Consider the following 12,638-nt stretch of genomic DNA (forward strand, 5'->3'; position numbering starts at 1 on the left):
GATTCCACTTTAAGAACAACGCATTAACCGCATCTTTTCCGCGATCAAAAAGGGAGCCCGAAGGCCCCCTCAAACACTTGATGAATGCTTGAATAACTTAGATATGCTCAAGGATCTTGTTACAAGACTCTTTCGCATCACCGAACAGCATTTGCGTGTTTTCTTTAAAGAACAGCGGGTTTTGAACACCGGCATAACCCGTATTCATTGAGCGCTTAAACACAATCACATGCTTGGCGTTCCAAACTTCCAGGACCGGCATTCCGGCAATCGGACTGTTTGGATCTTCCTGCGCTGCCGGGTTGACTGTATCGTTCGCACCAATCACCAGAACCACATCGGTCTCTTCGAAATCATCATTGATTTCATCCATTTCCAACACGATGTCATACGGTACTTTTGCTTCTGCCAACAGCACGTTCATGTGCCCTGGCAGACGACCAGCAACCGGATGGATCCCAAAGCGGACGTTGACGCCTTTCTTGCGCAGTTTCTCCGTGATCTCATGAACCGGGTACTGCGCCTGAGCCACGGCCATGCCGTATCCCGGTGTGATAATGACGGAACGCGCATCTTTGAGCATCTCTGCCACTTCTTCAGCAGAAGCTTCATGGTGCTCGCCCTGCTCTTCATCCCCGGTAGATGCTGAACCATCGGTCCCGAAACCACCGGCAATAACACTCACAAAGGAGCGGTTCATCGCCTTACACATAATGTAGGACAGAATCGCACCCGAAGAACCAACCAGCGCACCGGTCACAATCAGCAGATCGTTGGCCAGCATAAACCCAGCCGCAGCAGCAGCCCACCCCGAGTAGGAGTTCAACATGGAGACCACAACCGGCATGTCAGCACCACCGATGGAAGCTACCAGGTGATAGCCGAACGCAAATGCAATCAGGGTCACGACAATCAGTGCGAACATGGAACCTTCAGCGTTGACGAACATCATCAGCAACAGGAAGGAAACAATGACAGCTGCCAGATTCAACTTATGTCGGTGCGGCAGCATCAGCGGCTTGGACGAAATCAGTCCTCGAAGTTTACCAAACGCAACCACAGAGCCTGTAAAGGTAACGGCACCGATGAATACGCCGAGGAAGATTTCAACCAGATGGATGTTGAGCATCGCCCCGGTCAGGTCCCCATGATCCAGGAAGGTGTTGAAACCGACCAGCACCGCAGCCATCCCGACAAAGCTGTGTAAAATCGCGACTAGCTCAGGCATTTCGGTCATTTCAACTTTCTTGGCAAAATGGATACCAATCGCACCACCAATGATCATCGCCAGAATAATCCAGCCGGTGCCTTGCGCATCCGGACCGAAAATCGTAGCAATCAGTGCAATCGCCATCCCGGCGATCCCGTAATAATTCCCTGCGCGTGCTGTTTCCTGCTTGGAAAGTCCCGCCAGTGACATGATAAAAAGTACCGCAGCAACAATATATGCCGCTTGTACGATTCCTGCAGACATTTGTTACTCCTTTATTGATCTTTACGGAACATTTCAAGCATGCGCTTGGTCACGGTGAAACCACCAAAAATGTTGATGCTGGCAATCAGCACGGCAATAAATGCCAGGAAAGTCACCACCCCGATCCCCTGCCCAATCTGCAGCAAAGCACCAACAATGATAATGCCGGAAATGGCATTGGTCACAGACATCAACGGGGTATGCAGCGCATGAGTCACATTCCAAACCACGTAGTAGCCGACCACACAGGCAAGAACAAAGACGGTAAAGTGGGACAGGAACTCAGCCGGGGCAACATTCGCAACCCAACCAAAAGCGGCAATCCCCGCCGCCATCAGGCCGTACTTTTTCGCAGGCGAAACTGGCTCTTCTTCTTTTTTCTCAACAACAACTTCTTTCGTTGCTTGCTGAGGCTGAGCCACTGAAACTTTAATCGGCGGTGCCGGCCAGGTCACTTCGCCTTCTTTGATCACCGTCAGACCACGCAGCACTTCATCGTCAAAATCGATGTCGATCGTGCCGTCTTTCTCTTTACAAAGCAGTTTCAGCAGATTAACCAGGTTAGTCCCGTACAGCTGCGAAGATTGCGTCGGTAAACGACTGACCATGTCGGTATAGCCAATAATCTTGACGCCGTTTTCAGTGGTCACCACTTTATCGGCTTGCGTATACGCACAGTTACCACCGTTGGCGGCCGCCAGATCAACGATCACACTGCCAGGCTTCATCGAATCAACCATCTCCTGGGTGATCAATTTCGGCGCCGGACGACCCGGGATCAAGGCTGTGGTGATGATGATATCAACATCTTTAGCTTGCTCGGCGTACAAACGCTCTGCTGCCTTGTTGAAATCATCAGACATCTCTTTGGCATAACCGTCCCCGGTACTGGTATCTTCCTGAAAATCAACTTCCAGGAATTCCGCACCCATGGACTCAACCTGCTCTTTCACTTCAGGACGAACATCAAACGCGCGTACGATCGCCCCGAGGCTTCCCGCCGCACCAATCGCAGCCAAACCGGCAACACCAGCCCCAGCCACCAGAACCTTGGCTGGCGGCACTTTACCGGCCGCTGTAATTTGACCGGTAAAGAAACGACCAAACTCATGTGCTGCTTCCACGACTGCACGGTACCCAGCAATGTTTGCCATAGAACTCAGCGCATCCAACGCTTGAGCACGCGAAATACGCGGCACAGAGTCCATCGCCATCACATTGATTTTTTTACTCGACAGTTTTTCAAGCAACTCCGGGTTTTGCGCCGGCCAGATGAAGCTGACCAGGCTCGCGCCTTCTTTGATCAGTTCAAACTCATCAACTCCGGCATCCGGATCGGCCAAAGGCGCATTGACTTTCAGGATCAAATCTGACTGCCAGACTTCCTCTGTGGACACCACACTCGCACCCGCAGCTTGATAAGCCGCATCGTCGAAGCTTGCATGAATACCAGCATTGTGCTCTACCGCAACGCTGAACCCCATTTTTAATAACTGTTCGACCGTTTTCGGCGTCGCAGCCACTCGCGTTTCATTGGCGAGTATTTCTTTTGGCACACCAATTAGCATTATTATTCCCTGAACATTGGCAAAGAAGTTCTATTTTTGTATCCAACCCACTCGGTAATATCAAGTACCTTGTAGGAATAATACAAAACTTTCAAACATAAACGTCTCTATCGAACCCGGATGTTATCTTACAACCGAAATAAAAGAACGTTTAATACAGATGGACAGAGGTCAAACCTCAAATGAAGTTGGTAAATTTTCATCAAAAAGACGAATAAACTGCCAGTTCATTACAGGTAAACACTCAAATCATCCAAAAAAGTATTCTGAAACATCAAAATACCCGTTTTAAACACATCGAAGGGAGATGGCACAAGGCCAGAATTGTACGCTGCAACCAATCTTCCCTGATGCGCTATCCAACACGATTACTTCAGTTATTGCGCCTGCCTTATCAAAGCAATATGCCGGCGGCAGGTACCGACATATTTTTCACTCAAAAATCAGAACATACTCTCGCCGGTCTGATCAATGAACATTTTGGCTTTCTCGATCATGAAGATTTCCGCATCTTGCTTTGAAGCGAGCAGATCAGAACGAATGAAAGTATGGGTCTTCACCTCGCCATCAATTTCCTTACAAATCCGTCCCGCAATGCGGTACTGGCCATTTTCTGCGATCGGCTCAGGGTAAATCCGGTACCCTTCATATTCGACCGGCTCCGCTTCAACAACCTTCGGTTCTTTGTCTAATCCAAATAACTTTGAGAAAAAACCCACCTAAATATCTCCGTGGCTCGTACATATACTTTGGTATAATGCCATATTCTCATGAAAAGTAATTAAACGCAGATGAAAATCTCGCGAAAAACTCCACCATCATCACACACCCATCAGTTCAACATTTCATTAACACCCAGGAAAAATTTTACAAATAAAAAAACGCCAGCAGATGCTAGCGTTTATAAAATTAAGTGGCGAATGCTACCTTAGCGATATAATCCAATATCTTTTTGCAAGTGGGCAGGAAGCTCCGAAACGTTATATTGTTTAGGTGCAGACTCGCCGCCAAATAAAATATCCAATGCGTGTGCAATCAATCCTTTGATGTTAACCGCATAGGCCTTTTTCTCCATTACAACATTCGTAGCGATGGTATCAAAATTCAGTGCCTGTGCCATGATTGCCTCTCTTTGTTGTCATTCTGAACTGGAGTCATAATAACCGCTTCATTTTACTCGTAAAAATGACAATATTTCGATGTCAACATTAGATTTTCTAATTAGTTAACAGGCCGTTACAAGCATTTTCAACCCAACAAATAAACCATACACACAGATGAATAATTACCCACAAAACACGTCTTACGCTGAGATTTCAGGCACCCTCTTGCATTCATCGAATATTTTGTATAACAATATCGCAACAATCAATCAAAAGTTTAAACTATGCTAAGCCTGCTCTCGAAACACTCTTCATCATTACTGATTTTTGCAGCAATCATGGGCTTCCTCTTCCCGAGCGCTTCGGCTGAGTTGTTCCCCTTCTTACCCTACGTCCTTTTCTGTCTGATGTTATTCACCTTGATCGGGATGCATCAGGGTATGCTGATAAAATTGCTTGCAAAAGCAGAAATTTGGCTTTATGCCCTGTTCCATTCTATCGTCCTGTCTGTGATAAGTTGTACCATTGCTTTCCTTCTGGACGCGAGCAACTCGCTCTTACTGGCCATCTCAGCGGTTGCGGCCACAGGATCGTTGTTTGCAACCCCTGCGATTGCACGTTCAGTTGGGCTTGAGCCTTTAAAAGCGATGGCAATGACCATCGCCTCCACACTGCTGATGCCTGCCGTGCTGTATATTAACCTGCTGCTTTTTCAGGATGACAGTGTCACGCTCGATCTCAGCAGTTATATCCAGCGCCTGCTGATCTTTATTTTTGGGCCGATGCTGTTCTCTGCCCTCTGTTACCGGTTTGTGCCACATCAGGTTTTGCATCGTATCCACGGCAAACTATCCCAGTTCACCATCCTGTTGGTACTGGCTTTTCCCTTTGGACTCATCGGCTCGTTTCGTGAAACATTCGATCAATCAGTCAGCAGTGGCGTATTTTACCTGCTGACAGGCCTAGCGATTTGTGCGCTGTATTTTATCGCAGGCTATTTCTGTTATCGCCGCTTGGGTATCAACGATGGACTGTTAGCCGCGATAACTTCAGCTAATCGAAATACCCTACTTACTTTTACGGTTGCCGGCAGCTATCTTGGTCCGGATTTCCTGATCCTGATGGCCGCCATGCAACTGCCGACTTACTGCCTGCCGATGCTGGTCAAGAGCCTGTCACGACGCCTGAAAAAAGCGGAATCATTCAGCACGGCAGAGAGTACTGTACCTGAACATTCAGCCACAAAATCAGAGGTGAATTAGTCAACGCCCAGCTGTACACGAAGTCATCAGCCGGCTACTGAGTTCAAACTTATTACGTAAGATCAGCGCTTTCTCTTGCGTCAGACGAATGAGTTTTCTAAGATGCCAGAGCATTCTCAGGGCGGGGTGAAATTCCCCACCGGCGGTAGTTCAGGGTTCAAAAATGCCTGAAAAGCCCGCGAGCGCTTAATGACTTGAACGTGATTAAGGTCAGCAGATCTGGTTCAGTGTTTAAACAAGCATGATTCCAGAGCCGACGGTTACAGTCCGGATGAAAGAGGATCAGTGGAGGCTTATGCCTCAGCTATACATGACATACTGACGCTGAATTGCGTCGGCTTGCTCGCACCTATCTGTAGCACTATTTCAGTTGATCTGAAACGCTGAATTTCCATGCCCTGATTCTGGTATCTTTTATTTGGAGCTTTTTACCATGAATCAGTCTTTACTCTCCCCGATGGGGTCCCCATTTGAACGTGTTGAAGCCGGCTTACAGGCGATCCGTGAGGGCCGTGGCGTCCTGGTTGTCGACGATGAAGATCGCGAAAATGAAGGGGATATTATTTTTGCCGCTGAAACATTAACTCCAGCGCAAATGGCCATTATGATCCGTGAATGTTCGGGTATTGTCTGCCTGTGCCTAACCGAGGAGCGTGTCCAGAAACTCGCCCTGCCGATGATGGTTGAGAACAATACCAGCGCCAACCAAACGGGCTTTACCGTCACGATTGAAGCCGCAGAAGGTGTGACGACCGGCGTCTCGGCTGCTGATCGTGTCACCACGATTAAAACTGCCATTGCGGATGATGCAAAACCATCCGATCTCAACCGCCCAGGCCATGTCTTCCCGTTGAAAGCGAACCCGGACGGTGTTCTGGCGCGTCGTGGTCACACGGAAGCAACAATTGACCTGATGCGCCTGGCCGGCAGAAAGCCTTATGGTGTGCTGTGTGAGCTCACTAACCCGGACGGCACCATGTCACGCCTACCGGAAGTGATTGCATTTGGTGAGAAGTTCAATATGCCGGTGCTGACCATTGAAGATCTGGCCGCTTACCGACTAGCCAAAGAGGTTGCTAATTCGGAGCAACCTCAGGCTGTGACGGCTTAATCAGCACCAAAGCTCAAGCCGTGTTCTCATGCAACACGGCTTGTTTATCTGTTACCGCCACCACAAATCACAGCAGTTCTAAAGAATCCCGATAGCTATCTGATGAAGTAGATGATCTACTTTTTCATGACAGTAAATGGCCAAGTGTTTAATGAGATTAAACCCCAACGGCAGGAATAAAGTAAATCAGGATTGACCAGGCCGAAATCCAGCCCGTCACCATCGCAACATCTAACCAATCTTTGTTCATCACCCTTCTCCCTGTTGCCTTGTTCTGACATTCTTCTGACATTCTTCTGACATTGATATATATCGACCATCAATAGATTTCATTAAGGCTTTTTTTGCTTATTTTTTATTTCGCAAGGAAATACTGGCAATAATGGGAGATGGATCGAAAAAAGCGCCACAACCCTGACACTTCTGAACGATGAAACCCTGTTTTTCTGACGGTTATTCGACGCCCATCAATGATGGTGGCTGAGTACCTGTGCAACGGAGTCAGGCAACATCCTCCGAGCACTGACAAGGAATATAATGAATCAGTGACTCTTCCGGGGCCGTCAACGTCTGCCGTTCTGCCGCATAGTCCGCAAACGCATCTGCCATCGTCACTTCCAGCGCCTGTGGTTCAGCAATACAATCCAGTAAGGCGTCGTAACCCTCCTTTCCGGTTGCCGTATAACCGGACGAGATCGAGGTATATGTCACTTCATCTTGAACAGCAATCCAGTTGCCATTGCGGTACGTTTCAAGTTGCTCAATCCGACGACCAGCTTCGCCGCAACAGCGGTAGGTAAATCGTAAATTTGCTGTATATGGAAAGCTACCGGTTCCGGTCCCTTCGACCCCGTTATCAATGGCATTATTAATCGCACCTTCAAGCGCTTCCCGCACCCGGATCCCTTTGACCTGATAAACCATCAAGCCGATGGCAAACGGCAGTAGCTTACCGGCAATATCAGCAGAAGTGATCGGCCCCGGGTTCAGCGACGATCTCACGCCACCCGCATTGTGGATTGCGAAATCCACCTCATGGCCCATTTGGCGTCCCTTCCAGAGGAAACTATCGACCACCAACGGTGCAATATGACTCCCGCCGCGGCTATCTGGGATGCGGACGTGGCGCAGTGGCTCTCTAACTTCAGCAATATGCTGGGTCTGAAGTTCACGAACTGCCGGCCGGAACTGGGTGTTCAATACATTTTCAATGAACGGGTCCTTAGCACAAAAACGCACATTAGGCTGCGATTTCAGGTAGGCTTTTACGGCATCATGGATACTCTCTTCAAGGTGTTCACTGCGTGAAGCATCAACCGTAAACTGCCGGCCCAGCAATAGCTGGTTCACCCCACCCGCGCTGGCCACCGTGCCATCGGGGTTAAAATCCAGTTCCAGTTGCCCTAAAGCCAATGCGTTGCACCCAGCCTGAACAACACAGGTTCCGTCAACCATTCGGGCATACCCATCAGTGACACCGTAACCAATATTAGTGAAGTCACCTTGCATAGTATGGGTGTGGCCACCGATAATGGCTCCCAAGCCATCAACCTGCGTCGCAAGTTCCAGATCGCGCTCATAACCGAGGTGGCTCAGCAGAATGATTTTATTGATCCCTTGCTGGTGAATCGCGGCTATCGTTTTTGTCGCCACTTCTACCACGCCAAGAAAATCTGTATCCGGATCCGGATTGGCGATCCCCGCCATGTTTTCAATGGCCAGACCAAACAGGGCAACCGGCTCGCCAAACACCTCTTTGACGATATAACGGGCATGCCCGGCACGTTGGTCAAAAGCATAGACGTTGTCTTTATCGCGCAGCGGGTTTGGCTTCGTTTGATTTTCCCGGGACAAGTCCCAGTTTCCGGCCAATAACGGGAATTGAACCTGATCCATAAAATCAGCGACCGGCCCATTGCCCATATCCAGCTCGTGATTGCCTAGCGCCATTGCATCAATACCGATGGCATTGAGCAACTTGGCATTGGCGTAACCTTTATACAGAGAAAAGAACAGCGTGCCCTGAAAACAATCTCCGGCGTGGACAAACATGAACTCACGCTCTTTCAGATGGGCTTGTCGTTGAACATCCTTAACCGCTGAAGATACTCGGGAAAACCCGCCACAACTAGCATAAACCGATGTTTGCCCATCCAGAATGGACGCAGGCAGACTCAAAGAAATCGATGAAGGTTCAAAATGCGAATGTGTGTCGTTGATGTGGGCGATGGTAATTTTCGCTGAGCGGTTATTTGTCATATAGGCTAATGAACTCCGTATGCTGCTGTTGCTGCCTATGATAATACAATATGATGCAAATCACATAATTTCCTGCAACAATCTGTCGCTGAGGCTCTATTGATGATTATAGTTAGTCGAAGATAACGACAATTTGATGACAAGTGTGACTGGTTTGTCATGCCGGTATCCGGCTGAATGGCAAAGATGCGGATGACGTCCTAGAGAATGGTGATGAAATTCGATAGTACCGCGCGGGTACTATCGAAACGAGTTCGCTTACTGATAGCGACCGTGGCGCTGCAGAAATTCAATCTTATAGCCATCCGGATCCTGGATAAAGAAGAACTTAGCCAGCAATTGTCCTTCACGGAAAAACTCTTTAATGTCAGCAGGCTCATAACCAAAGTCAATCAGCTTTTCACGTTCCGCTTCCAAGTCGTCAACCGCAACCGCGATATGACCATAGCCGCTACCATGCGTATATGGCGCTTCAGTCCCGTGATTCCAGGTCAACTCCAGCTCCATATCGTTCTCTTCATTGCGCAGGTACACCAGGGTGAACCCCTCAAAATCCAGGCGCTCTGCAATATCCAGATCCAACGCGTCTTTGTAAAATTTGAGTGATTTATCCAGATCCATAACACGAACCATCGCGTGGATAATCTTAGCCATCTGACATCTCCAGTGGTGATTGTTGTTTTTCTTTCCCTTAAAGCCTCTGAATCCACAGATGAGCCTGGGGCAGTTCATTTGCCGGACTATAACAATCCCCTTTGCCGACAACAAGTGGTTGTCGGAAAATGGCGCTAATCACATGAAGGATAAAGACTTCTTTTCAAAATGTGAACTTTGCACCCCTGCTTCCCGATCGGGTGCTGTAAGCTAGAAGTAGAGGTGAGGTATGCATTTAAAGCGAATTGAAGTTTCCGGATTCAGGGGTATCAAGCGCCTGTCATTAACATTGAACGAGCTGACTGTACTCGTGGGCGAAAATGCCTGGGGTAAGTCATCGCTCCTTGACGCGTTAAGCATCGCGCTGTCGCCCGACGCCCAGCTTTATAATTTCAAATTTTCTGATTTTCACGTCGACTATGCCACCGGCCATACCAAAATGACTCAGTTGCAAATCGTATTGCATTGGGTGGAAGACTACCCCGGTGAGTATCAATTGCGCAAATACCGTGGATTCTCCCCTGTGTGGATCACAGATGCTGAAGACCGGCGTCACCTGTATTATCAAATCAACAGTGTCGTGAAAGACGATAAGATCACCACCTATCGTGATTTTCTCAACGACAAGGGAGAGCTGATCCCGTGTGATGAGACGGAAAAGCTTGCCCGTCATCTGATGGTGTTACACCCTGTCGTCCGGATCCGAGATGCCCGCCGGTTACGCAGCGAAGCTCACAAAGAGAACGGGCAAAACGGGAAAGAACGTGATGAACGCGCCCGGATCCAGCGCCGCCTCGATAATACCTGCGAGCGTCTGATGACCCGTCCCGGACATGTCAGCTCTGGCGAGCTCAAAAGCAGTATAAAAGCCCTGCGTAGCTTGATGGATCATTACTTTGCCTTTACCCCCCATAGCCGGGAGGCTAAGTTTGATCGCTCGCATTTCCCTGATCGGGCCCAGTATATGACCAACCCGCTTGATCAACTCACCCAGCCACAGATGACCAAACAAGGTCGATTAATCCTGATGGGCTTGCTCAACGCTTTTATTCGTGCCCGTGGTCCAGTCGAGCTGAAACGGATCTCCCGCCCCCTAATGATCCTCGAAGATCCGGAAGGCCGGCTTCATCCCACGCTATTGCACCAGGCATGGACATTTATGGCCAGCATGCCGATGCAAAAGATCCTGACCACCAACAGTGCGGATTTGACTACAGCCGTTCCCTTACGCTCGATCCGCAAGTTGATCCGTCAGCCGGATCGAACCTATGTTTACTCCATGGAGCAAACCCGGTTGAGCCGGGATGAAGAGCGACGGGTCACGTTTCATGTTCGGTTGCATCGCCCGAGTGCCTTGTTCGCCCGGGTATGGTTACTGGTTGAGGGAGAAACCGAAGTCTGGCTGTTTAACGAATTTGCCCGGATGAGTGGCTATAACCTGGCAGCGGAAGGCGTTCAGATCATCGAGTTTGCCCAGAGCGGGCTCAAACCTCTGATCAAAGTCGCACGCAGCTTGGGAATTGAATGGCATCTGGTGGCCGATGGCGACTTAGCCGGGAAAAAATATGCCGAAACAGTTCGCAATTTACTCGGCACAGATGCCGAGCGTCATCGCCTGACAGTGCTTCCGAACCGGGACATCGAACATTTTCTGTTTCACAATGGCTATGAACCGCTGTTCCGTCGGCTGGCTAATATGCCCGACAATAATCCCGCCTCACCGAAAAAAATCATTATGCGAGCCCTGAAGCGCCATGCCAAGCCGGATGTTGCTTTGGCCATGGTCGAGTACACCAGCGAGGATCATATTGACGACATCCCATTACTCCTACGCTGGATCCTCAAGCGTGTGGTAGCAATGTCACGAGGCATGGTTTAGCCGGGAAGCGCACCTTGAACCTACGACCGTTTCATAAAAGAAGCGCACAATGACGAAATACTGGACCGGCAAGCGCTACTGATCGCTATCGCTGGTCTGCTTTTCAAAAAACAGAGTGATGGTGCCGACCGTAACCCCCCATTTTTTCATCGTCGCGCGATTAAACACCCGCAGGTTATCCTGACGATACATCCAGTCATCAATGCTGATATCGTAAGTGGTTTCGCCAACCGGCACACGCAACACATATTGCCAGCGCAAGGCATGGCCAACCGATTGACCCGTCGCTTCACCGATCACATCCCCGGCACGCCCCACGTACTGACCACTGTCGAGGCCACGGTGAATCACCCAGGTCCGCTGTTGTTCCTCACCATCATCAAAGCGAAAGTCTTCATATAACGTCAGCTGATCTCCGGCGACCACACCGCGAATGTCAACCTCAAATCGCCGGGTCAACGTCCCCTGCCAGTCCTGCAACATCCCCCAAGCTTTCACTTGTCCGTCAAAGTAGTCATAGAGCTGAAAATCCGGGCTGGTTCCGCGGTAATCTTCAATTGATGAGGAGCACCCGGGCAAGCCGATAAAGCTCAGAAGCCCAATCAATACCACCCAGGCTTTCACGATTTTCCACTGCATAACGTCTCCTCAATTTACGTTATACCAATCAACTGACGACGTAGCTTCGGATAAGCGGTCTTCGGAGATAGCCAGATCTGAATAAATGATCGGGACATCTCCTTATCAGGCACTGTACCTATGATTCGGTTATCCTGATAGAAAACGCCGCCATCGCGATTAACGACAAAAATGAGCCGATCTCCTTTGCGGACATCCGGCCAGATATCAGCCAGCCGTGCCAGCCAGCGTTGACGCTTCTCTGCCGCGATCCCCAGGTGCTGCCACTGCTCATCGGTTGCTTCCAGTAAATCTTCCTGATCGATCTGACGCTGGTACTTGATGACTAACGCCAAGTCTTCCATCCCATGCTGATACTGACCACTTGGCGTTCTCAGCTCAGAATCGTAAATCACCCAAGGCCCCCACGTCAGCGTAGCATCCCCCACTGTTGGCCAGCTTTGCCAGGGTGTCATCGCCGCGGCCTGGAACCAGTACAGCAAACCAGCCACAATCAAAACACGCCTGACAATATGGTCCACGACAAAGCGAGCTGTACATTTCGTGTGAGCCCAGCCAGTTCGAATGAAACGATTCATAACGCCTCCTGTTTCGACACACCAGTAATACCAATCAAAGTAAGTGTTCAGAAATAGCGCAGGAAAAATGTTTGAGGACAAGGCAGAATTTTTGGATAAGTAGTTATTTTA

Annotated in this window: 11 protein-coding genes and 1 riboswitch; of the genes, 3 read left to right on the forward strand and 8 right to left on the reverse strand. The window is 49.3% G+C overall.

The genetic code is table 11. The features are described from left to right. Window positions 1–97: 97 nt before the first annotated feature. From pntB to NNL38_RS24060, 4 genes are all read right to left on the reverse strand, one after another. Window positions 98–1,474, reverse strand: a complete 1,377-nt coding sequence (gene pntB / locus NNL38_RS24045) for a Re/Si-specific NAD(P)(+) transhydrogenase subunit beta (RefSeq protein WP_255391397.1) — start codon at window positions 1,472–1,474, stop codon at window positions 98–100. 11 nt (window positions 1,475–1,485) lie between these two features. After that, window positions 1,486–3,042, reverse strand: coding sequence for a Re/Si-specific NAD(P)(+) transhydrogenase subunit alpha (gene pntA, locus NNL38_RS24050; protein ID WP_255391398.1), 1,557 nt, complete (start codon window positions 3,040–3,042; stop codon window positions 1,486–1,488). 443 nt (window positions 3,043–3,485) lie between these two features. Beyond that, a complete protein-coding gene (locus tag NNL38_RS24055; protein WP_255391399.1) occupies window positions 3,486–3,761 on the reverse strand; it encodes an HlyU family transcriptional regulator in 276 nt (91 codons plus the stop codon). Between the two features lie 209 nt (window positions 3,762–3,970). Next, complete coding sequence (locus NNL38_RS24060) at window positions 3,971–4,162, reverse strand: hypothetical protein (protein WP_255391400.1); 192 nt, start codon at window positions 4,160–4,162, stop codon at window positions 3,971–3,973. A 267-nt stretch (window positions 4,163–4,429) separates the two neighbouring features. Here NNL38_RS24060 and NNL38_RS24065 point away from each other — a divergent pair, with 267 nt between their 5' ends. Further along, window positions 4,430–5,407, forward strand: a complete 978-nt coding sequence (locus tag NNL38_RS24065) for a hypothetical protein (RefSeq protein WP_255391401.1) — start codon at window positions 4,430–4,432, stop codon at window positions 5,405–5,407. A gap of 108 nt (window positions 5,408–5,515) precedes the next feature. Next, window positions 5,516–5,694, forward strand: a riboswitch (FMN riboswitch). 146 nt (window positions 5,695–5,840) lie between these two features. Then, complete coding sequence (gene ribB, locus NNL38_RS24070) at window positions 5,841–6,518, forward strand: 3,4-dihydroxy-2-butanone-4-phosphate synthase (RefSeq protein WP_255391402.1); 678 nt, start codon at window positions 5,841–5,843, stop codon at window positions 6,516–6,518. Window positions 6,519–7,019: 501 nt separating this feature from the next. On the opposite strand, the gene NNL38_RS24075 is transcribed toward ribB, so the two are convergent. Both NNL38_RS24075 and NNL38_RS24080 read right to left on the reverse strand, forming a co-directional pair. Continuing rightward, window positions 7,020–8,777 carry a bifunctional metallophosphatase/5'-nucleotidase gene (locus NNL38_RS24075; protein WP_255391403.1) on the reverse strand — a complete coding sequence of 586 codons (1,758 nt, stop codon included), beginning with the start codon at window positions 8,775–8,777 and terminating at the stop codon, window positions 7,020–7,022. Window positions 8,778–9,035: 258 nt separating this feature from the next. Further along, a complete protein-coding gene (locus NNL38_RS24080) occupies window positions 9,036–9,431 on the reverse strand; it encodes a VOC family protein (RefSeq protein ID WP_255391404.1) in 396 nt (131 codons plus the stop codon). Window positions 9,432–9,660: 229 nt separating this feature from the next. Here NNL38_RS24080 and NNL38_RS24085 point away from each other — a divergent pair, with 229 nt between their 5' ends. Beyond that, a complete protein-coding gene (locus NNL38_RS24085) occupies window positions 9,661–11,310 on the forward strand; it encodes an ATP-dependent endonuclease (protein ID WP_255391405.1) in 1,650 nt (549 codons plus the stop codon). A gap of 75 nt (window positions 11,311–11,385) precedes the next feature. Here the strand turns inward: NNL38_RS24085 and NNL38_RS24090 are convergent, their stop codons facing one another. Both NNL38_RS24090 and NNL38_RS24095 read right to left on the reverse strand, forming a co-directional pair. Then, window positions 11,386–11,949: a DUF3833 domain-containing protein gene (locus NNL38_RS24090; protein ID WP_255391406.1), complete on the reverse strand. Its 564-nt coding sequence runs from the start codon at window positions 11,947–11,949 to the stop codon at window positions 11,386–11,388. Between the two features lie 14 nt (window positions 11,950–11,963). After that, the gene (locus NNL38_RS24095) at window positions 11,964–12,527 is read right to left on the reverse strand and encodes a chalcone isomerase family protein (protein ID WP_255391407.1); all 564 of its coding nucleotides are present in this window, start codon (window positions 12,525–12,527) and stop codon (window positions 11,964–11,966) included. Window positions 12,528–12,638 lie beyond the last annotated feature (111 nt).

This window comes from Photobacterium atrarenae (genome assembly GCF_024380015.1).
In the GTDB taxonomy this organism is placed as follows: domain Bacteria; phylum Pseudomonadota; class Gammaproteobacteria; order Enterobacterales; family Vibrionaceae; genus Photobacterium; species Photobacterium atrarenae.

What these genes read in the sequence shown, in the direction of transcription:
- ribB (WP_255391402.1), top strand. Translation starts at nt 5,841, where the DNA reads ATGAATCAGTCTTTACTCTCCCCGATGGGGTCCCCATTTGAACGTGTT.
- NNL38_RS24065 (WP_255391401.1), top strand. Translation starts at nt 4,430, where the DNA reads ATGCTAAGCCTGCTCTCGAAACACTCTTCATCATTACTGATTTTTGCA.
- NNL38_RS24060 (WP_255391400.1), bottom strand. Translation starts at nt 4,162, where the DNA reads ATGGCACAGGCACTGAATTTTGATACCATCGCTACGAATGTTGTAATG.
- pntA (WP_255391398.1), bottom strand. Translation starts at nt 3,042, where the DNA reads ATGCTAATTGGTGTGCCAAAAGAAATACTCGCCAATGAAACGCGAGTG.
- NNL38_RS24080 (WP_255391404.1), bottom strand. Translation starts at nt 9,431, where the DNA reads ATGGCTAAGATTATCCACGCGATGGTTCGTGTTATGGATCTGGATAAA.
- NNL38_RS24085 (WP_255391405.1), top strand. Translation starts at nt 9,661, where the DNA reads ATGCATTTAAAGCGAATTGAAGTTTCCGGATTCAGGGGTATCAAGCGC.
- NNL38_RS24090 (WP_255391406.1), bottom strand. Translation starts at nt 11,949, where the DNA reads ATGCAGTGGAAAATCGTGAAAGCCTGGGTGGTATTGATTGGGCTTCTG.
- NNL38_RS24075 (WP_255391403.1), bottom strand. Translation starts at nt 8,777, where the DNA reads ATGACAAATAACCGCTCAGCGAAAATTACCATCGCCCACATCAACGAC.
- pntB (WP_255391397.1), bottom strand. Translation starts at nt 1,474, where the DNA reads ATGTCTGCAGGAATCGTACAAGCGGCATATATTGTTGCTGCGGTACTT.
- NNL38_RS24095 (WP_255391407.1), bottom strand. Translation starts at nt 12,527, where the DNA reads ATGAATCGTTTCATTCGAACTGGCTGGGCTCACACGAAATGTACAGCT.